At 70.0% G+C, this 20,092-nt stretch carries 20 protein-coding genes; 5 read left to right on the top strand and 15 right to left on the bottom strand.

Translation table 11 applies throughout. The annotated features are described in order from the left end of the window. Nucleotides 1-40: 40 nt before the first annotated feature. The 6 genes from dnaB to rpsF form a co-directional block, all read right to left on the bottom strand. Nucleotides 41-1,456, bottom strand: a complete 1,416-nt coding sequence (gene dnaB / locus LO931_RS08045; RefSeq protein WP_229052826.1) for a replicative DNA helicase — start codon at nucleotides 1,454-1,456, stop codon at nucleotides 41-43. 416 nt (nucleotides 1,457-1,872) lie between these two features. Next, complete coding sequence (locus LO931_RS08040; protein ID WP_229052824.1) at nucleotides 1,873-3,492, bottom strand: ABC transporter substrate-binding protein; 1,620 nt, start codon at nucleotides 3,490-3,492, stop codon at nucleotides 1,873-1,875. 5 nt (nucleotides 3,493-3,497) lie between these two features. Further along, complete coding sequence (gene rplI / locus LO931_RS08035) at nucleotides 3,498-3,944, bottom strand: 50S ribosomal protein L9 (protein ID WP_229052822.1); 447 nt, start codon at nucleotides 3,942-3,944, stop codon at nucleotides 3,498-3,500. Nucleotides 3,945-3,960: 16 nt separating this feature from the next. Beyond that, nucleotides 3,961-4,197, bottom strand: a complete 237-nt coding sequence (gene rpsR, locus LO931_RS08030; RefSeq protein ID WP_229052820.1) for a 30S ribosomal protein S18 — start codon at nucleotides 4,195-4,197, stop codon at nucleotides 3,961-3,963. Between the two features lie 59 nt (nucleotides 4,198-4,256). Then, a complete protein-coding gene (locus LO931_RS08025; protein ID WP_229052818.1) occupies nucleotides 4,257-4,802 on the bottom strand; it encodes a single-stranded DNA-binding protein in 546 nt (181 codons plus the stop codon). A 92-nt stretch (nucleotides 4,803-4,894) separates the two neighbouring features. Further along, entirely contained in the window at nucleotides 4,895-5,185 is a 291-nt protein-coding gene (gene rpsF / locus LO931_RS08020) for a 30S ribosomal protein S6 (protein WP_229053114.1), read from the bottom strand. A 152-nt stretch (nucleotides 5,186-5,337) separates the two neighbouring features. On the opposite strand from rpsF, the gene LO931_RS08015 reads away from it, so the two are divergent. Beyond that, nucleotides 5,338-5,955 (top strand): LON peptidase substrate-binding domain-containing protein, encoded by a 618-nt coding sequence (locus LO931_RS08015; protein ID WP_229052817.1) that lies wholly within the window; start codon nucleotides 5,338-5,340, stop codon nucleotides 5,953-5,955. A gap of 17 nt (nucleotides 5,956-5,972) precedes the next feature. Here LO931_RS08015 and LO931_RS08010 read toward each other — a convergent pair whose 3' ends face one another. Together LO931_RS08010 and LO931_RS08005 are read right to left on the bottom strand one after the other, a co-directional pair. Beyond that, the gene (locus LO931_RS08010) at nucleotides 5,973-6,485 is read right to left on the bottom strand and encodes a DUF664 domain-containing protein (protein ID WP_229052815.1); all 513 of its coding nucleotides are present in this window, start codon (nucleotides 6,483-6,485) and stop codon (nucleotides 5,973-5,975) included. A 19-nt stretch (nucleotides 6,486-6,504) separates the two neighbouring features. Continuing rightward, nucleotides 6,505-7,605 carry an aldo/keto reductase gene (locus LO931_RS08005; RefSeq protein ID WP_229052813.1) on the bottom strand — a complete coding sequence of 367 codons (1,101 nt, stop codon included), beginning with the start codon at nucleotides 7,603-7,605 and terminating at the stop codon, nucleotides 6,505-6,507. 54 nt (nucleotides 7,606-7,659) lie between these two features. Between LO931_RS08005 and LO931_RS08000 the strand changes: the two genes are divergently transcribed. Next, entirely contained in the window at nucleotides 7,660-9,207 is a 1,548-nt protein-coding gene (locus LO931_RS08000; protein WP_229052812.1) for an adenylate/guanylate cyclase domain-containing protein, read from the top strand. A gap of 124 nt (nucleotides 9,208-9,331) precedes the next feature. Here the strand turns inward: LO931_RS08000 and LO931_RS07995 are convergent, their stop codons facing one another. The 3 genes from LO931_RS07995 to LO931_RS07985 are packed head-to-tail and all read right to left on the bottom strand — an operon-like array spanning nucleotide 9,332 to nucleotide 12,803. Then, the gene (locus LO931_RS07995; RefSeq protein ID WP_229052810.1) at nucleotides 9,332-10,186 is read right to left on the bottom strand and encodes a transglutaminase family protein; all 855 of its coding nucleotides are present in this window, start codon (nucleotides 10,184-10,186) and stop codon (nucleotides 9,332-9,334) included. Then, nucleotides 10,183-11,124, bottom strand: a complete 942-nt coding sequence (locus tag LO931_RS07990) for an alpha-E domain-containing protein (protein WP_229052808.1) — start codon at nucleotides 11,122-11,124, stop codon at nucleotides 10,183-10,185. Before LO931_RS07990 ends, LO931_RS07995 begins: the two co-directional genes overlap by 4 nt. Beyond that, nucleotides 11,124-12,803, bottom strand: a complete 1,680-nt coding sequence (locus tag LO931_RS07985) for a circularly permuted type 2 ATP-grasp protein (RefSeq protein WP_229052806.1) — start codon at nucleotides 12,801-12,803, stop codon at nucleotides 11,124-11,126. Before LO931_RS07985 ends, LO931_RS07990 begins: the two co-directional genes overlap by 1 nt. A 215-nt stretch (nucleotides 12,804-13,018) precedes the next feature. Between LO931_RS07985 and LO931_RS07980 the strand changes: the two genes are divergently transcribed. Next, nucleotides 13,019-13,462, top strand: coding sequence for an HNH endonuclease (locus LO931_RS07980; protein WP_229052804.1), 444 nt, complete (start codon nucleotides 13,019-13,021; stop codon nucleotides 13,460-13,462). A 36-nt stretch (nucleotides 13,463-13,498) separates the two neighbouring features. On the opposite strand, the gene LO931_RS07975 is transcribed toward LO931_RS07980, so the two are convergent. Next, nucleotides 13,499-14,389 (bottom strand): siderophore-interacting protein, encoded by an 891-nt coding sequence (locus tag LO931_RS07975; RefSeq protein WP_229052803.1) that lies wholly within the window; start codon nucleotides 14,387-14,389, stop codon nucleotides 13,499-13,501. Between the two features lie 77 nt (nucleotides 14,390-14,466). Beyond that, nucleotides 14,467-16,878 (bottom strand): transglycosylase domain-containing protein, encoded by a 2,412-nt coding sequence (locus LO931_RS07970; RefSeq protein WP_229052802.1) that lies wholly within the window; start codon nucleotides 16,876-16,878, stop codon nucleotides 14,467-14,469. A gap of 248 nt (nucleotides 16,879-17,126) precedes the next feature. On the opposite strand from LO931_RS07970, the gene LO931_RS07965 reads away from it, so the two are divergent. Both LO931_RS07965 and LO931_RS07960 read left to right on the top strand, forming a co-directional pair. Next, a complete protein-coding gene (locus tag LO931_RS07965) occupies nucleotides 17,127-17,726 on the top strand; it encodes a PadR family transcriptional regulator (RefSeq protein ID WP_229052801.1) in 600 nt (199 codons plus the stop codon). A gap of 44 nt (nucleotides 17,727-17,770) precedes the next feature. Further along, nucleotides 17,771-18,862 carry an inositol-3-phosphate synthase gene (locus tag LO931_RS07960; RefSeq protein WP_229052800.1) on the top strand — a complete coding sequence of 364 codons (1,092 nt, stop codon included), beginning with the start codon at nucleotides 17,771-17,773 and terminating at the stop codon, nucleotides 18,860-18,862. A gap of 246 nt (nucleotides 18,863-19,108) precedes the next feature. On the opposite strand, the gene LO931_RS07955 is transcribed toward LO931_RS07960, so the two are convergent. Both LO931_RS07955 and LO931_RS07950 read right to left on the bottom strand, forming a co-directional pair. Beyond that, entirely contained in the window at nucleotides 19,109-19,408 is a 300-nt protein-coding gene (locus LO931_RS07955) for a DUF2470 domain-containing protein (RefSeq protein ID WP_229052799.1), read from the bottom strand. Nucleotides 19,409-19,418: 10 nt separating this feature from the next. After that, nucleotides 19,419-20,072, bottom strand: coding sequence for a TetR/AcrR family transcriptional regulator (locus LO931_RS07950; protein WP_229052797.1), 654 nt, complete (start codon nucleotides 20,070-20,072; stop codon nucleotides 19,419-19,421). Nucleotides 20,073-20,092 lie beyond the last annotated feature (20 nt).

Here is a 20,092-nt window from a genome sequence, read left to right as displayed (position 1 = left end):
TACGCCAAACGAGACGCTACGTCTCGTTTGGCGTGTCGGATCAGAAGAAGTCGCCGGCGGCCGCAGCGCCTGCCGCGGCCTCGTTGCCGACGTCGCGCGCCATGGGCGTGAAGCGGGAGTAGTGGCCCTGGAAGGTCACGGCGACCTTGACCCCGGCCGGGCCCGATCGGTTCTTGGCCAGGATGATGTCGGCCTCGCCGGGACGCTCGGACTCGCCGCCGCCGTGCATGTCGGGGCGGTGCAGCAGCATGACCATGTCGGCGTCCTGCTCGATGGAGCCGGACTCACGCAGGTCGGACAGCTGCGGGGTCTTGTCGGTGCGCTGCTCGGAACCACGGTTCAGCTGGCTGATCGCGATGATCGGGACCTGGAGCTCCTTGGCCAGCAGCTTCATCTGGCGGCTGAACTCCGAGACCTCGACCTGACGGTTCTCGACGCGCTTGCCGGAGGTCATGAGCTGGAGGTAGTCGATGACGACCAGGCCGAGCCCGTGCTCCTTCTGGATGCGGCGGGCCTTCGAGCGGATCTCGGGCATCGTCATGTTGGGCGAGTCGTCGATGACGATCGGCGCTCCCATGACGCGCGGCATGGTGCGGCTGATGGCGTCCCAGTCGAACTTGTTGACCGAGCCGCCGCGCATGTGGGAGATGCTGACCTTCGCCTCGGCCGACAGCAGACGCATCGCGATCTCGGCGGCCGTCATCTCGAGCGAGAAGATGGCGCTCGGGGTGTCGCCCTTGATGGAGGCGGCGCGCACGAAGTCGAGGCCGATCGTGGACTTGCCCACACCGGGTCGGGCCGCCACCACGATCATCTGGCCCGGGCGGAACCCGGTCGTGTAGCTGTCGAGCTCGGGGAAGCCCGACTCGACGCCGGCCATCTCGCCGTCACGGCTGGCGATGTCCTCGATCTCCTGGATCGCCTCCGGCATGAGGTCGGCCATCGACCGGTAGTCGTCGGCGCCGCTGGCACCGTCGACGTCGAGCACGGCGGCCTGCGCCTGGTCGACGAGGTCGGCGACCTCGCCGGTCTGGTCGTAGCCGATCTGCTGGATGCGCGTGCCGACCTCGACCAGGCGCCGCAGGACGGCCTTCTCGCGGACGATGGCGGCGTAGTAGTTGACGCTGGCGGCCGTGGGGACCCCGGCGACCAGGGTGTGCAGGTACGGAGCCCCACCGACCCGGGCCAGGTCGCCTCGGCGCTGCAGCTCGGCAGCGACGGTGATGGCGTCGGCCGGCTCGCCACGGCTGTGGAGGTCGAGCACGATGTCGAAGATGGACTCGTGCGCGGGGCGATAGAAGTCGCGCGGCGAGAGCAGGTCGGTGGCGGGATCGATCGCGTTGCGCGAGAGCAGCATCGCCCCGAGCACGCTCTGCTCGGCGGCGACGTCCTGCGGGGGTACTCGACCACCGGCGGAGTCCTCGGACTCGGTCGGGTAGAGGTCGGACACGCTCACGCCGCCACGTCCTTTCTCGCTCGTCGGCTCGGGCTCTCCCACCGAACCTAGGTGCCGCCACCGTCAGAATCGGCGACCGACACGAGCGCCCACACTAGGGGGCCGGACGGGGTCAGGTCGAGCCAGAAGGGCCCACAGGAACCCCCTTTGTCCACAGCCCCTGTGGAGAACGGATCAGGCGCTGTGCAAATCGCCGTGGAAGGTGTGCACAGGTGGTGGACAACCTGTGGACAGAGCCGGCATGTGACGCAGCACACGTGCTCTGACCTGCGCAAACGCTGTCCACCCGTGTGGATCGAAGAAATATCGCGGTGGATGACGGTCCACCGTCGTGTCCACGTAGACATGTCGACACGACACGCCGAAGGCCCCGAAAATGGCCCGGAAGGGGGGTTTTCCCCCAGGCCTGTGGACATCTAGGCGCGGAAGCCGACGACCGTCCAGTCCGGGGTGGCGAAGCGGTGGGCCATGAGGTTCACGACGTCGTCGCCGACCGCCAGCACGTGGGGCTCGACGACGAGCGGGATGATGACCGACGTCGCCAGCACGGCCGTGTCGAAGGCTGCCGTGGCCGCCGCGAACGCCTTCGGCTCGATCGACCGGAGCAGGGCGTCGGCGGCCTGCGCGACCCCCGGATCGGCCAGCCCGGTGAAGTTGAGGGGACTGTCGACCGGGAGGACCCGCGCGACCGCAGCCGCGGTGTCGAGGGGGTCGGTCGACCACAGGAAGGTCACGAGGTCGAAGTCCAGCGGCACGACGACGTCGCTGAAGAAGGTGTCGACCGGACGCGGCTCGATCGTCACCTCGATGCCGACGTCGGCCAGGTCGCCGGCGACCGCCTCCGCCCGCGACGCGGCCGCCTCGTTGCCCTCGGGGACGGGCAGGCGCAGGGCGAGGGCAGAGCCGTCGGGCGCCGTCCATCCGTCGCCGTCGGCGGTGTAGCCGGCCGAGGCGATGAGGTCGCGCGCCTGCTCGACGTCGCGAGTCAGGAGGTCGCCGACGGTGTCGGTGTAGCCCGACTGGCCGGGGACGGTGACGAAGCTGCCGGCGAGCGCCGCGTCGGCACCCGTGGCCTCGACCAGGGCGTCACGGTCGAGCGCGAGCGCCACGGCCTGTCGGACCACCGGGGAGGCGAGGGGACCCCGGGCGGCGTTGAGCGTCAGGTGGCTCCACTCCTGCCCGGGAGCGGTCGACACGACACCGTCCTCGACCGAGTCGGCACCCGCAGGAGCGAGCTCGATCGCGTCGAGGTCACCATCGGTGAACGCCTCTGCCTGGGCCTGCCCGTCGAGCGCGCGATACTCGATCGCGTCGAGGGCCGGGGTCTCACCCCACCACTGCGGGTTGCGCTCCAGCCGGACGAGTCCGGCCTCGCGGTCGATCTCGGCCACCACGAACGGTCCGTTGCTGGGGGGCGCGGCGTCGGCGTACCCGTTGTAGACCTCGGCGGGCGTGGCCTCGGCCGGGAGACCCGGGTAGACGAGGTCGGGCCAGTCGGGGGTGGGGCGGGTGAACCGCACGGTGTAGGTCCAGGCGTCGGCACCCGGGTCGACGCCCGCGACGACCGACCACGTGTCGACGTCGGCCGAGGCCTGACCGGCAGCCGCGATCTGCGCCGTGGCGTAGGCCTGCATGTCGGCCGCGTCGATCGTGGACCCGTCGGACCAGACGGCCTCCGGGTTGAGGGTCACCGTCACCGCCAGCGGATCGGCGGAGGCGACCTCGACCGACGTCGCGTAGCGCTCGTCGACGCTCCAGGTGCCGTCGTCGGCCAGGACCACGGCGCCACCGCGGGTGGGCTCCAGGACCGAGGTCGCGGTGTCGCCCACCGGGGCGGCGCCGATGTTGAAGGTCGTGGGCATGGCCTCGACCGCGAGGTGCAGGGTGCCGCCGTCGCGCACCTCGGTGCGGTCGACCTCCAGGGAGTCCGGGTCGCCGCCGCAGGCGGTCAGGACCAGCGCCGCGAGGACGAACGGCACCGTGAGACGCCACGACCCGATCGACAGGTGTCGACCGGGTCGTGACGAGATGCTCACAGCGATTACTTGGAGGCGACCACGTTGAGCTTGACGGTGGCCGTGACCTCGGGGTGCAGACGCACCGAGACCGAGTGGGCGCCGAGCGACTTGATCGGGTTGCCGACCTCGATGCGACGCTTGTCGACCGCACCGGCGTCGGCCTCGATGGCCGCGGCGATGTCGGCGACGGTGACGGCGCCGAACAGGCGGCCACCCTCACCGGCGCGCACCGGCAGGTTCACGGCACCCGACTCGAGCTTGCCCTTGAGGGCACGCGCGTCGTCGAGGTCGTGGATGGCGCGGGCGTCGCGCCCGGCCTTGATGGACTCGACCTGCTTGGCAGCGCCCTTGCTCCACCGGATGGCGAAGTTGCGCGGCAGCAGGAAGTTGCGGCCGTAGCCGTCCTTGACCTCGACGATGTCGCCGGGCGTGCCGAGGTTCGTGACCTCGTGCGTGAGGATGAGCTTCATCTGTTCTCTCCTTCGCTCAGCGGCCGCTGGAGGTGTAGGGCAGCAGCGCCATCTCGCGCGCGTTCTTGATCGCCTTGGCGATCTGGCGCTGCTCCTGGACGGAGACGCCGGTGACGCGACGGGCGCGGATCTTGCCGCGGTCGGAGATGAACTTCCGCAGCAGCGCGGTGTCCTTGTAGTCGATCGTGGTGACTCCGGCGACCGCGAGCGGGTTGCTCTTCTTCTTCGGCTTCCGGATGACGGGCTTGGCCATGATGCTCCTGGATGTCTTGCTAGATACGTGTGTGTGTGGTGGATCCGGGGGGTGCCGGATCAGAAGGGGGGCTCGGACGAGCCGCCGCCGCCCCACGGGTCGTCCGCCGGAGCAGCGTTGCCGCCGCCCGCCGAACCACCGGAGGGCTGACCGCCCCAGGCGTCGTTTCCGCCGCTGGGTCGGCTCGCGCCGCCGCCACCGCCGGCTCCACCGCCGAAGTCACCGCCACCGCCGCCACTGCGCTGCACACGCTGGACCTGGACGGTCGCGTTGCGCAGCGAGGGGCCGACTTCCTCGACGGTCATCTCGACGCTGGTGCCTCGACCGCCGTCGTTGCGCTCGTACTCACGGACCTTGAGCGCACCGGTGACGATGACGCGCGTGCCCTTCGTGAGCGAGCCGGCGACGTTCTCGGCCAGCTGGCGCCAGGCCGAGCAGCGGATGAACAGCGTGTCGCCGTCCTTCCACTCGCTGGTCTGACGGTCGAACGTGCGCGCGGTCGAGGCGACGGTGAAGTCGGCGACGGCCGCTCCCGCGGGGGTGAAGCGCAGCTCGGGATCGCGCGTCAGGTTGCCGACGAGCGTGATGGTGGTTTCGCCTGCCATGGGGATCAGCCTTTCGGACCCGAAGAGGTGGTCGAAGTCGAGTGTGACTCAGCCGTGGGACAGTCCGCGAGGGTCAGTCCACAGCCCGGGCCTCACTTGGCGTCGGGACGGATGACCTTCGTGCGGACGACGGACTCGTTGAGACCGAGCTGACGATCCAGCTCGGCGACGGCCTCGGGCGTGGCGGTGAGGTCGAGGACGGCGTAGATGCCCTCGTTCTTCTTGTCGATCTCGTACGCGAGGCGGCGCTTGCCCCACACGTCGACGTTCTCGACGGATCCACCCTCACCACGGATGACGTTGAGGTAGGTGTCGAGGCTCGGAGCGACGGTCCGCTCGTCGAGGCTCGGGTCGAGGATGACCATGACTTCGTACTGACGCAAGGACACTTGCGTCCTCCTTCGGTCTGAACGGCTACGGACGGTCCGTAGCAGGAGGTGCTGCCCGACGGGCAACCCGGCGAGTCTAGGGGAACCCCGGCAATCCGGCCAAATCTGAGGGAGCGCGGCCCGGCCGTGGGCCCTAGGGTGGAGGGGTGCCGGACGCGACCCCGATGTTCCCGCTCGCCAGGCCCCTCCTCCCGGGCATGCCGCTCCCGCTCCGCCTCTTCGAGCCGCGCTACCTCGCCATGCTCGAGGTCGTGCTGACCCGCGAGCCCGCCGAGTTCGGCGTGGTGCTGATCGAGCGGGGGACCGAGGCCGGCGGAGGTGAGACCCGCTTCGACCTGGGCACGATGGCGCGCGTCGCGCAGGTGGCCCCGGACGGCGACACGTTCGTCATGATCGCCCACGGGACAGGACGTTTCACGGTCGACCAGTGGTTGCCCGACGACCCGTTCCCACAGGCCGAGGTCACGCCCGTGCCCGACCTGGTGTGGTCCGAGGAGCTCGACATCGCGCTCTTCGCTGCCGAGGACGCGATCCGCTCCGACCTGGTGCGGGCGTCCGAGCTGGTCGACCTGGAGTGGGCACCGGACAGCCCGCTCGGCGAGGACCCGGTCGAGCGCTGCTGGCAGCTCGCGGGCATCTCGCTGCTGGGCGAGCTCGACCAGCTCGAGCTCCTGCGGTGCACGACCATCGGCGACCTGCTCGAGCGCACGGTCGAGGCGTCGGCCGCCGCGTTGGAGATCCTGGAGTTCACCCACGGCTCCTGACGGCCGGAGCCGGTGCGTCAGGTGGAGGGCAGGATGCCGCGCAGGTAGGCGGCCTGACCGGCGTGCTCGAGGTCGTCGTCGAGCACGCTGACGAGGCGCACGCCGAGCGTGACGGGCGGGTCCCATCGCTCGTCGACGACCCGGTCGAGGTCGGCGTCGGTGACGTCCGCCGTCAGCGCGACGGTCTGCGCGTGCACGGCCTGCAGGTACTCCGACAGCAGCTCGGCGGGCGACCGCACCGCGGCGACCTGCTCGGCACTGTGGCCGTAGCCCGTGTCGCCGGGCTCGTGCGGGAAGCACTCGCCGAGCTGCTGCGCGAAGCCCTGCGTCGTGTAGACCTGCTCGACGTCGAACGCGTCCGCGAGGTGGTCGTCCTGCACCCGGGTGAGGTGCCAGACCAGCCACGCGATCGAGTTCGCCTCGGGGGTCGGGCGATAGGTCAGCTGCGTCTCGTCGAGGCCGTCGAGGGTGCGTTCGACCGAGTCGACCACGCGGCCGAAGCCGTCCTCCAGGAGCTGGGCGGTGTTCATGCGTGACTCCTCACGGTGTTCACAGGTCCGCCGATCCCTTCCAGAGGTCGATCGACTCGACGGTGCCCGCGAGATCGTCGATGCGGGCCAGCTCGTCGTCGGTGAAGTCGGTCCTGGCGGCCGCCTCGAGGTTCTCGTCGAGCTGCTCGACCGACGACGCGCCGATCAGCGCCGAGGTCACGCCGCCCGGGCGCAGGATCCAGGAGATCGCGAGCTGGGCGAGCGACTGACCTCGCTCCTCGGCGATCGCCGCCAGCCCGCGCAGGCGCTCGCGGTTCTCGGGCGTCACGGCGTCGTCGGTGAACGACCCACGACCCACGCGCTCGGCCGGCTCGTCGCCGAGGTACTTCGACGTCAGCAGGCCCTGGGCCAGCGGGCTGAAGCCGATCGACCCGAGCCCGTGCTCACCCAGCACCGTCAACAGGCTCTTGTCCGCCGCCCGCGGCCCGGCACCCCCGCCGTCCTCCACCCAGCGGTTCAGCATCGAGTACGACGGCTGATGGATCACGAGCGGCGTCCCCAGCTCGCGGGCCACGGCCACGGCCTCGGCGGTGCGCTCGGGGGAGTACGACGAGATGCCGGCGTAGAGGGCCTTGCCCTGGCGCACTGCGGTGTCGAGCGCACCGATCGTCTCCGCGACGGGGGTGTCGGGGTCGGCGCGGTGCGAGTAGAAGATGTCGACGTGGTCGACGCTCATCCGCGTCAGCGACTCCTCGAGGCTGTTCAGCAGGTACTTGCGGCTGCCGAGCTTGCCGTACGGGCCGGGGTACATGTCCCAGCCGGCCTTGCTCGAGAGCACCAGCTCGTGGCGGTACGGCTTGAAGTCGGTGCGCATCATGCGCCCGAAGTTCTCCTCGGCCGAGCCGTACGGAGGCCCGTAGTTGTTGGCCAGGTCGAAGTGCGTGATGCCGCGGTCGAAGGCGTGCCGCAGGATCTCGCGCTGGGTCGCGAACGGCCGGTCGTCGCCGAAGTTCCACCACAGTCCCAGCGAGATCGGCGGCAGCAGCAGGCCGCTCGCGCCGACCCTGCGGTACTCCAGGTGCTGGTACCGGTCGGCCGCGGCTACCCACGGCTGATGTGTCTCGGGAACTTCGTCCGCGTAATAACGCTCCTCGCTCATAGGATCGACGCTAGCGCCGCCACCCCGATGGCGCACCGGACGGACGGACGCCCCATGTCGATGCAGCACTCGTCGGCCTTCGGGTCGTGGCTGCTCGGGCCCGTCGACCAAGGCTCGCGCCGCCTGCGCGTCCGGGTCCAGGTGCTGCTGACGTTCCTGCTGGTCATCACCAACGTGATCGGCGCGGTCATCGTCGCGGCGCTGACGCTCGTGATCATCCCGGGCGAGGACATCAACCGGGAGTTCGGCATCGCGATGGCGATCGCGACGCCCACCTACGTGCTGGTGGCCGTGCTGTTCGGGGCCACGTACGGCACGATCAGCGCGATCCGGGGGCTCCGCTGGGCGCTCAACGACGAGGAGCCCTCGGACGCCGAACGGCGCGCGGCGCTCCGCCTGCCGTGGCGCCTGAGCGCGATGCAGGTCGCGCTGTGGGGCGTGGCCGCCGTGATCTACCCCGTGCTCGCCATCGTGTTCCAGCCGCGCGCCGTGATCAGCGTGGCGTTCGCGGTGGTGATCGCCGGGCTCGTCGTCAGCACGATCGCCTACCTGATCGCGGAGTTCATCCTGCGACCCGTCGCGGCGCGTGCGCTCGACGGCAAGCAGGACCTCCGTCGCGGCCGCATGGGCGTGCAGCGCCGGATGCTGATCTTCTGGGGGCTCGGTACCGCGGCCCCGGTGCTCGGCCTGGTCGTCGGCGCGATCGTGGTGCTGACCTCGCCGGAGGCGCGCACGAACCAGTTCGCGATCGTCGTGCTCGGCCTGTCGGGCGTCATCCTCGCGTTCGGCCTGCTCGTCACCGACCTCACGGCCCGCTCCGTCGTCAACCCGCTGCAGTCGGTCACCGACGCGCTGTCGCAGGTGCGCGACGGCGACTACGACGTCGAGGTGGTCGTCTACGACGGCACCGAGCTGGGCACGCTGCAGTCCGGGTTCAACGACATGGCCCAGGGGCTGCGCGAGCGCGAGGTCATCCGCGACATGTTCGGTCGCCACGTCGGCCGCGAGGTCGCGGAGGCGGCGGCGCGTGGCGAGGTCGAGCTCGGCGGTGAGACCCGCGTCGTGTCGGTGCTCTTCGTCGACCTGGTCTCGTCCACGACGTATGCCACCGAGCACTCACCGACCGAGGTCGTCGCCGTGCTCAACCGGTTCTTCGGCGTCGTCGTCGAGGAGGTCGACCGGCACCACGGCCTGGTCAACAAGTTCATGGGCGACGCGGTGCTCGCGATCTTCGGTGCCCCAGTGGCGGACGAGCAGCACGCGTCGCGAGCTCTGTCGGCGGCCCGGGCCATGGCCCAGCGGTTGACCGAGGAGGTGCCGGAGGTCGGCGCCGGCATCGGCGTGGCCACGGGCGAGGTCGTCGCCGGCAACATCGGCGACGAGTCGCGCTTCGAGTACACCGTGATCGGCGACGCGGTGAACTCCGCCTCGCGGCTGACCGACCTCGCCAAGGACGTGCCGGGGAACGTGCTGGTCATGCAGGCCACCGTCGACGCCGCCGCCGAGGTCGCGCCGGACGAGCCGGACCGCTGGACCCCGTCCGACCCGGTGACCCTCCGCGGCCGCACCGCCCCGACGGACGTCGCCACCCTCGCCAAATGACCGCTCGCGAGAGACTTTGTTGGTGGTCACGAGCGACGTTGTTGGTGGACAGGAGTGACGAGCTCACTCCTGTCCACAAACGAACTCACTCGCGAGGGGTAACAAAGTCTCTCGCGAGGGGTCATCAACGGAGGCGGGTGATCTCGACGGAAACGAAGATGTCGGAGTCGCTGCCGGCGGCGTAGATGCCGCGCAGGGGCGGGTTGTCGGAGTAGTCGCGGCCGCGGGCGACCACGACGTGACGGCCGCCCGGGGCGATGTCGTTGGTGGGGTCCCAGCCGACCCAGTCGCCGTCGAACCACTCGACCCACGCGTGCGACTCGCCCTCGACCGTCTCGCCGACCTGCGGCTCGGACGACGGGTGCAGGTAGCCCGCGACGTAGCGCGAGGGGATGCCGGCGACCCGCAGCACGCCGACCATGAGGTGGGCGAAGTCCTGGCACACGCCCGAGCGCGCGGCCCAGGCGTCGGAGGCGGTGGACTCCACCGTGGTGCTGCCCGGCACGTAGGCGATCGCCTCGTGAAGAAACCGGCCCACCGCGCGCACGAACTCCGCCGGCGTGGCCGACTCGGCCCGCAGGGGCTCGAGCGCCGCGAGGAGGTCCTCCGGCGGGGAGGTCCACGGCGACGCCATGAGGAACTCGCACCACTGGTCGGTGACGCCGGCCAGGTCGGCCCACGCCGTGCCCGACGGCTCGGACACGGCCCCGGAGGTCTCGACCGTGGACGTGGCGACGACCTCGAGCTCGTCGTGGTCCTCGTGCACCTCGAAGGCGGTCACGGTGGAGCCCCAGTAGTCGCGGTACTCCAGCGACCAGGGGGTCGGGCTGATGTCGAGCCGCGAGCGCAGAAGCGTCTGCTCGCTCGTGGTCAGCGGTGTCATGCGCGCCTCGTTGTACGACCCGCTCGAGCCGTCGGCGTAGGCGTAGCCGGTGGTGTGCCGGATCCGCAGCTGATATCCCTGCTGAGCAGCGTTCACAGCAGCGCTCCTTCGCTCCACTGGCGCGACTCGGCGAGCGAGAAGTACCGGGTCGTGACCGCCTCGCTCGCCGCGGCGCAGCTTCGCTGCAGACGCTCCATCTCGGTGGGCAGGTCGTAGACGATCTCGGCCAGCGGCCGGTACTCGAGCTCGGTGCGGGCGCGACCGAGCAGTCGCAGGCCCTCGTCGCTGAAGCCGGACCGCTGACCGCCGGTGCGCTGACCGCCGGCCTCCAGGGTCGCAAGGGCCTTCTCCGCCTCGACCAGGGCCGAGACGACCGAGCGTGGGAACCAGCGGTCGAGCAGCAGGAACTCGGCGGCGAGCCGGTCGGCCTCCAGCCCGCGGTACGCGCGGATGAACGCCTCGTACGCGCCACAGGCACGCAGCGTCGTCGGCCAGGCGAGCTGCGCCTCGGCGGCGAGCGACGCGGTCGAGAGCAGACGCGCGGTCATGTCGACGCGCTCGATGCTGCGACCCAGCATGAAGAACTGCCAGCCCTCGTCGCGCGTCATCGTGGAGTCGGCGATGCCGGCGATCATCGCGGTGCGGTTGCGGACCCACCCGAACATGTCGGCCGACCGCATCGCCCGCGCGGACGGCAGGCCGCGCCACATCGTGTTGATCGCGGCCCACATGTCGGTCGAGAGGGTCTCGCGGGCGCCGCGCGCGTTCTCACGGGCCGCGTCGATCACGTACGCGATCGAGGAGGGCGACTCGGGGTTGTGGGCCAGCAGGTCGAGGATCGTCCAGCGGTTGACGACCGACGGGTACTCCTCGACGCCCATGACCGTGAGCAGCTGGCGGCAGGAGTGCTCCTCGTCGATCGTCGGGTCCTCCACGAGCACCTGCAGCTCGACGTCGAGGATGCGCGCGGTGTCGTCGGCGCGCTCGAGGTAGCGCCCGATCCAGAACAGCGACTCGGCGATGCGGCTGAGCATCACTCCACCTCCCCAGAAGGATTCGGCCCAGAAAGATGTGACCCAGAGAAGTCCGGTTCCGAGTACTCCGGGAATGTCTGCGTCTGCTCCTGCAACGGCTCGCCGAGCGACTGGTCGCCCTGGGACTGCGACTGCGTGACACCGGAGCGGGCCTTGCCCGGACGCACCTTCTCCTTGCGCGGCTTCTCGGGCTCCTCGACCTCCGCCTCGTCGAGCGGGTTGGGGTCGACGAACGGATCGGCGAGCACCCACGTGTCCTTGGAGCCGCCGCCGCGGCTGGAGTTCACGATGAGCTCGCCCTCCGGGAGCGCGACGCGGGTGAGGCCGCCCGGCAGCACGTAGACCTCGTCGCCCGCGTTGACCGCGAACGGACGCAGGTCGACGTGACGCGGACGGATGCCCTGCTCCACGAGGGTGGGCACGGTCGACAGCGAGATGACCGGCTGCGCGATCCAGGCACGCGGGTCGGCGTGGATCTTGCCACGCAACTCGTCGAGCTCGGCGGTGGTGGCGGCCGGCCCGATCACGATGCCCTTGCCGCCCGATCCGTCCACGGGCTTCAGCACGAGCTCGTCGAGCCGGTCGAGCACCTCCTCGCGCTGGTCGGCCTCACCGAGTCGCCACGTGTCGACGTTCTGGAGGATCGGCTCCTCGCTCAGGTAGTACCGGATGAGGTCGGGCACGTAGGTGTAGAGCAGCTTGTCGTCGGCGACGCCGTTGCCGATCGCGTTCGAGATCGTGACGTTGCCGGCGCGCGCGGCGGTGATGAGCCCGGGCACGCCGAGCACCGAGTCGGGACGGAACTGCGCCGGGTCGAGGAACTCGTCGTCGATGCGGCGGTAGATCACGTGCACCGGCTCGAGCCCCCGCGTCGTGCGCATGAGCACGCGCCCGCCCTGGCACACCAGGTCGCGCGCCTCGACGAGCTCGACGCCCATCGTGCGGGCCAGCAGCGTGTGCTCGAAGTAGGCCGAGTTGTAGACGCCGGGGGTCAGCACCACGACGGTCGGGTCGCTGACGCCGGCGGGGGCCGCGGCGCGCAGCGCCTGCAGCAGGATCCGCGAGTACTGCTGCACGGGTCGGATGCGGTGGTCGGCGAAGACCTCCGGGAGAGCGGCCGAGAGGGCGCGCCGGTTCGTCATCACGTAGGAGACACCGGACGGCACCCGCACGTTGTCCTCGAGCACCCGGAAGTTGCCGTCGGCGTCACGGATCAGGTCGACGCCCGAGACGTGCACGCGCACGCCGTTCGCAGGCTCGAGGCCGGCCACGACGCGGTGGTAGTGCGGCGACGTCACGACGGTCTCGCGCGGCACGACGCCGTCGGCGAAGAGCTCGCCAGGGCCGTACACGTCGGCGAGGAACGCCTCGAGCGCCTTGATGCGCTGCTGCACCCCGAGGTCGACGTGCTTCCAGTCGGCGGCCTCGATCACGCGCGGCACGATGTCGAGCGGGAACGGCCGTTCCTCGCCCGCGACGCCGAACGTGACGCCCTGGTCGAGGTACGACGTGGCGAGCGCGTCGGCCCGCACCCGGATCTCGTCGTCGCCCATCTTGCGGAAGGCGCCGTTGATGGTCTGGTACTCGTCGCGGACCAGGGGCCCGCCGACGGGATCGGCGAACATCTCGTCGAACCCGACCATCGGGCCGTACTCGTCGAAGAGACTCGTCTCGCTCACTCGCGCCACCCTAGGTCCGGTTGATGTCAGACGTGTTTCTCAGTCCTCCACGTCTACCGGAGATGGACCGGGGCCGCATCCGCCGGACGCGCCGGCGGGGGTCCCGGGACACGGGCGGGTGACGGTAGAGCCCTGCAACGACGGCAGACTCGACACGCGAAGTTCATCCCGACGCGCCCGGGTTGCGTCTACTCTTGGCCTCGGAGAGGCACACGATGTCCGATGCACACGTGCTGGTGCTGAACGCCAGCTACGAACCGCTGCAACGCGTCTCCCTGCGCCACGCCATCAAGATGCTCGTGCGTCAGGTCGCGGTCATCGAGGAGGAGGCGGGCGGCACGTACGGCCCGTTCCCGCGGCCGAAGGTGCTCCGGCTCGTGCGCTACGTCGTGACCCGTTGGATGTACCGGCGCTCCGAGCTCTGCACGAAGTCGGCCATCAAGGCGCGCGACAAGGCCTGTGCCTACTGCGGCGGACACGCCGACACCGTCGACCACATCATCCCCCGCAGCCGCGGCGGCATGCTCACGTGGGACAACGCCGTCGCGGCCTGCCTGCGCTGCAACCACCGCAAGGCCGACCGCACCCCGGCCGAGGCCGGCATGCCGCTGCTGATCGTGCCGCGGCGCCCCACGTACTTCGAGCACGACGTGGCGTAGGCGCTCCGGGAGCGGGAGAGCGTCAGGTCGCGCGGTCTAGAGCCCCACGGACTCGTAGATGTCCTCGAGGGCGTCGAGGTACTGGCCCTCGTCGACCCCGGCGAGGTCCTGGGCCGCGACGAGCTGCGGCTGGACCTTCTCGGCGACCTCGTCGTAGCGGGCGCGCCACTTCTCGGCCTCGATCTGCCAGTAGCCGCAGGTGTAGAAGTCGCTCTGCGGCCAGCCCAGCGTGCGGCGCAGGTGCTTGCGCACCGAGCGGCTCGCCCGCGCCTCGCCGGCGAACCAGACGTACCGGCCGCCGTCGGACGCCCCGGGCAACGGCGCCTCCAGGACGACCTTCTCCAGCGCCTCGGTCACGTCGACGTCACGGTCGACGACGATCCACTCGAGATCGACGTCGGCCGGGCTCGGCAGCGCGATCGCGTCGCCGGCGTCGGTCAGCACGCCGACCGCGCGCACCTGCTGCCCCGGCTGCAGGCCCCGCAGGATGCGGGCCATCGCGGGCAGGCCCGTGATGTCGGCGACGAGGAGCTGCCACTCGACGTCGCTCGGCGCGGCGTACAGGCCCTTGGGACCGAGCAGACCGAGCTCGTCGCCCGGCAGGCAGTCGCGCGCCCAGGCCGCGCCCGGGCCCTCCTCGTGCAGCGCGACGTCGAGGTCGATCTCGACCGTGCCGTCGACGACGCGGTGGTCGGAGATCGTGTAGACGCGCCAGATGGGCGGCTCGGTTCCCTCCGGCTGGGTGATCTCCCAGTCGTCACTCACCGTCGGCAGCACCAGGGGGTGGCCCTCCGGCGCGAGGAGCACCCGGAGGTACTCGTCGGGCACACCCGTGAACGGGTAGTCGCCGTCGACCTCGACGGTCACGGTGACGAGATGGGGGCTCAGGGCGCGGCGCCGACTGACGCGCGCGGAGTGGACCTGCATGACGACCTCACGGTGGGGGTTGCTCGGGTGAGGGAAACCTTACCTTCCTCACCCGAGCATGCCCAGCGTGAGATGCGTCAACCGTTGGAGATGCAGCGAGGCGGACCCTGATTGGTCACCCAGCTGCCGCCCCGCGTGGTGCACTCGACGGGATTGTTGACTCCTTGGATCACCGAGCCCGCCGGCGGCACCGTCGACGTCGGTGACGGTGTGGGAGGCGGACTGGTGCAGTTCGGGTACGTGCCCGTCTGACCGGAGTCCTCGCACGTGATCGGCACGCAGTTGAAGCCGGTGCCGTCGAGCTTCTGCGACGGGTCGCACACCGGGACCGGGCGCGGCTCGCAGCCGGTCTGGTCGGCGTTGAGCTGCTCGGTCGGACCACACGTCGGGGCGGGCGTCACGTACGTCTCACCCTTCTCGCCGTCGATGTTCGCCGCCTTGGGGAACGCGCCGCAGTCGCCCTCATCGAGCGCCTCGTTCATGTAGGCCTTGAACGTCTGTGCCGGGTACGCACCACCGAAGGCCGGACGCAGGAAGCCGTCGAGCTCGTCGTTGCCGTCGCCGCGGTTGTACATGACCGCGGTCGCGAGCTTGGGCGTCGCGCCGACGAACCACACCGCAGAGGTGAAGGTGTCGCCGTCGGGACCGGCCGTGGCGGTGCCGGTCTTGCCGGCGGTCGGGCACACCGTGCGTCCGGCGGTGCCGGTGCCGCCAGCAGCCGTGACCCCCTGGAGCGCGGCCAGCGTGTCGGCAGCGACGTCCGCCGGCACCGCCTGCTCGGGCTCGTTGACGCGCTCGTACAGCACCGAGCCCTCGGCGCTGCTGACCTTCTGCACGACGTACCACTCGGACTTGTTGCCGCTGGCCGCGAGGGTTGCGTACGCGTTGGCCATGTCGATCGGGGCCACGCCGGCGTAGCCGAGCGAGGTGACGGCGACCGGATCGATGGCGTCGGCGGTCGCCTGAGGGATGCCGGTCTGCACCGCCGCATCGAGGATCTTCTGCGCACCGACGCTCACGTCACCGCCGTCGCTCATCTGCACCGTGAGGTCGATGAAGGCGGTGTTGACCGACTTGGCCGTGGCTCTCTGCAGGTCGAGGGTGCCGTAGGAGGCACCTCCGGAGTCGCCGGCGTTCTTCACGGACCCCCCGCCGATGCGGTACGGGGTGTTGCCGTTGAGCTGGGTCTTCAGGCTGAACCCGTCCTCCAGTGCCGCGACGACCGCGAAGACCTTGAAGGTCGAGCCCGGTTGGGTCGGTGCCGTCGCCCAGTTGATCTGGCTCGCCAGGAAGTCCGGCCCGCCGTACAGCGCCTTCACCGCTCCGGTGCCCGGCTCGACCGAGGCCAGTCCGGTGTGCAGACCCTCGAGTCCCTCCGGCGAGACCTCGTTGACCGCGTCGACGGCGGCCTGCTGCAGGCGCGGGTCGATCGTGGTCACGATGCGCAGACCGCCACCCTGCACCTGCGCGTCGCTGAAGTCGCGCTTGGCCATGTCGTTCTCGACCATCTTGAGCAGGTAGCCGTTGGGGCCTGCGTAGCGGTCGTTGACCGTGATCGGCGAGAACGCCGGCAGCACGTCCTTGTACTGCGCGGCCTCCTCGGCCGTGATCGCCCCGGACTTCTCCATGCCGTCGATGACGTAGTTGTAGCGCGGGATGACGCGCTCGTCGCGGCTCACGGTCTCGGTCTGGCACTCGGCGCTCGCGGCGTCGGCCAGGCACGAGGGCGTGTACGGGTCGTAGTACGTCGGGCTGTTCACGACGGTCGCGAGGTAGGCCGACTCGGGGACCGTGATCTCCGAGACGTCCTTGTTGAAGTAGGTCTTCGCAGCGACCTGCACGCCGTACGCGCCGTTGCCGTAGTAGACGGTGTTGAGGTAGCCCTCGAGGATCTCGGACTTGCTGAGCTGGTTGTGGATCTTGAGCGACAGGATCGCTTCCTTGATCTTACGCGTGTAGGTGCGCTCCTGCGTCAGGTAGAGGATCTTCACGTACTGCTGCGTGATGGTCGAGGCGCCGCCCGTGATGCGGCCGCTCGTCGTGTTGTCGCGCAGCGCGCGGACGATGCCCCGGAAGTCGATGCCCCGGTTGGTGTAGAACGAGCGGTCCTCGGCGGCGATGATCGCGGCCTGCATCGAGGCCGGCACCTGGTCGAGGTTCACGTTCTCGCGGTCCTGCTCGGCGAACTCGCCCAGCTCGGTCGTGCCGTCGGAGAAGTAGACCTTGGTGGTCTGCGTCTGGAACTGCTCGTTCGGATCGGGGATGTCGATCGAGCGGTACAGGATGAAGAACGCCAGCGCGCTCATCGCGAAGCCGAGCACGCCGAGGAAGGCGAACCAGCGCAAGGTCTTGACCCACCACGCGCGGCCCTCGCCGCCGATGGCCCGGAAGGCCTTGAAGATGCCGCCGCGCTTCGCCGTGCGCTTGGTGCCCTTCGAACTCCGCTTGGCGGCCCGTCGGGCACCGCTGTCGTTGCTGCTCCGCGCCACGAGCGGGCACCTCCATCCGTTCGTCCGGCCGCCGTCGGGGGATCCGGCGGTCGTGATGATCCGCTCAAGTGTGCCTGTTAGGCCCACTGACACCAAACCTCCGCGCCACGGTCGCCCGGTCGTCCTCGCGACGCGACCGTGACCACGAGGTGACGCCGTGATGGACGCCGCACGAACCCGGTGGTTCACCGGAACGCGATTTCGATGTATCGTTCCGATATATCCACTTCACGGAACGAAGGTTGACCATGGCACGGCGCGGCGCGGCTCTCGAGCTCGCGATCCTCGGACTGCTGCACGACTCGCCCATGCACGGGTACGAGCTGCGCAAGCAGCTCATCGCGCTGCTCGGGTGGGGACGTGTGCTGTCCTACGGCACGCTCTACCCCTGCCTGAAGACCCTCGTCCGCCAGGGACTCATCGTCGCCGACGACGATCCCGACGCCGCCATCCGTGGCCGCCGCAACCGCATCGCCTACCGTCTGACCGCCGAGGGCAAGGAGTACTTCGCCCAGGTCATGGAGGAGTCCGGCCCGGCCACGTGGGACGACGAGAACTTCGGTGTCCGGTTCGCGTTCTTCGCGCGCACCGACGCACCGACGCGGGTCCGCATCCTCGAGGGTCGGCGCAGCCGGCTCCAGGAGCGGCTCGAAAACGTCCGCGACGCGACCCTCCGGGATCGCCGAGGGGCGGACAACTACACGCGCGAGCTCCAGCGCCACGGCCTGGAGTCGGTCGAACGCGAGGTCCAGTGGTTGACCGAGCTCATCGACCGTGAGCGTGCAGGTGGATACACGGTCTCCGGCGACGATGCCGGCGATCCCGACACGACCAGCCAATCGGCTTGACCCCGAGCACAGGCAACACGAGAGATACGGCAGAAGGAGAACCCATGGGTTCGGTACGCGTGGCAATTGTGGGCGTGGGCAACTGCGCCACGTCCCTGATCGAGGGCGTCGAGTTCTACAAGGACGCTGATCCGTCGGGCAAGGTGCCCGGACTGATGCACGTCCAGTTCGGTGACTACCACGTCAACGACGTGGAGTTCGTCGCTGCGTTCGACGTCGATGCGAAGAAGGTCGGCTTCGACCTCGCTGACGCGATCCGCAGCAGCGAGAACAACACGATCAAGATCACCGACGTCCCCCCGACCGGCATCACGGTCCAGCGGGGCCCGACGCTCGACGGTCTCGGCAAGTACTACCTCGAGACGATCGAGGAGTCCGACGCCGCTCCGGTCGACGTCGTGCAGGTCCTCAAGGACACGCAGGCCGACGTCATCGTGTCCTACCTGCCCGTGGGCTCGGAGGACGCCGACAAGTTCTACGCGCAGTGCGCGATCGACGCGGGCGTCGCCTTCGTCAACGCCCTGCCCGTCTTCATCGCCTCGGACCCCGAGTGGGCCAAGAAGTTCGAGGACGCCGGCGTCCCGATCATCGGTGACGACATCAAGAGCCAGGTCGGCGCCACCATCACGCACCGCGTCATGGCGAAGCTGTTCGAGGACCGCGGCGTCACGCTGGACCGCACGTACCAGCTCAACGTCGGCGGCAACATGGACTTCAAGAACATGCTCGAGCGTGAGCGTCTGGAGTCCAAGAAGGTCTCCAAGACCCAGGCCGTCACGTCGAACCTGACCGGTTCGCTCGCGGGCAAGGTGCACGACAAGAACGTGCACATCGGCCCGTCTGACTACGTGGCCTGGCTCGACGACCGCAAGTGGGCCTACGTCCGCCTCGAGGGTCGCGCGTTCGGCGACGCCCCCATCAACCTGGAGTACAAGCTCGAGGTCTGGGACTCGCCCAACTCGGCCGGCATCATCATCGACGCCATCCGTGCGGCGAAGATCGCCAAGGACCGTGGCATCGGCGGCGCGCTGCTGAGCGCCTCGTCCTACCTGATGAAGAGCCCGCCGGAGCAGCGTCCCGACGACCTCGGTCGCGCGAAGCTCGAGGCCTTCATCCGCGGCGAGGAAGAGCGCTGAGCCTTCCCCGCTCGCACTGACTGACGAAGGGCCGGATCCCCACCCGGGGGTCCGGCCCTTCGCCATGCGTGAGGCGTGCCGAGATCTGCTGGCGAATCCACCGTTTCCTTGCGTGGATTCGGTGGATCGGGCAGCAAATCTCGGCAGCTCCCGGGAGCCGGAGAGCACCCCGAGGTGCGAGGAAAGCCGACCGCCCCCTGAGGTGCGAGCTTGCGAGCCTCGAAGGGGGTACCGCACGCGAAGGGGTCAGTGCGCGCGGGGCTCCAGGCCGAGGGCCCCGCAGGCGCGGTCGTACAGCACGACGACCTCGCGCCGGATCTCCGCACGCTCGGTGATCGGCTCGCTCCAGGGCACGCGCACCTCGGTCGCGACGCCGCCGACGACCGCCTCGAACACGCCGGCTTCGCCGTCGAGTCCGGTCATCGTGGCCGACTCGGCGTCGGTCACGCCGAACGCGCGCACGATCAGCAGCGAGTCGTCGGTGTGGTCGTCGTTCATGTGCGCGAGCACGGCGTCGACGACGGCAGGCTCGAAGGTGTGGGTCACGGGCCGCAGCCTAGTCGGGGGGCCGGGTGACGCCTCCGCCGCGAGGCTCGACGGCGGGCCCCAGCGAGAGGAACGAGGTCGTCAGGGTGTCGATGATGACGTCGCGGTCGACGTCGAGATGGCCCTCGAGCCAGGCGCTCACGACCTGGGCCACTCCACCGACGAGGAGCTCGGCGGCCACCCGCACCGGGCCCGAGGGCTCCGGCACCTTCCGGTTCGTCGCCTCGACACCCACGAGACGGACGAACAGACGCGTGGAGACGACTCGCTGCTCGGCGATCTCGGGCACGGCCGCGAGCGCCGGCGAGAACAGCAGTCGGCCCCGGGACGGGTCGTCGGCGATGAGGTCGACGAGCGTCGCCAGACCACGCCTGACCGCAGCACGATCATCGGTCCCGAGGTCGCGGAGTGCTTCGAGCGCCGGGGTCGTGATGGCGGCGATGCACTCGTCGTAGACGGCACGCGCGAGCTCGCCGGCGTCGGTGAAGCTCTCGTAGAAGTACCGCGGCGTCAGGCCCGCCTCACGACAGACGCCACGCACCGAGAAGCCCCCGGGTCCGTCCGGCGCGGTGAGCAGCTCGTTGCCGACGGCGAGCAGCCGCGTCCGACGCTCGTCCCGCCGGTCCGCTCCCGGGCGTCCGCCGTAGGTGCGCAGCTGGTCCACCTTCGCATCTTGGCACGGCC

It is taken from the genome of Aeromicrobium sp. Leaf350 (assembly GCF_916858655.1).
Classification (GTDB): Bacteria; Actinomycetota; Actinomycetes; order Propionibacteriales; family Nocardioidaceae; genus Aeromicrobium.
Note: the sequence above shows the minus strand (reverse complement) of the source record. Positions and strands in the feature narration are given on the sequence as shown.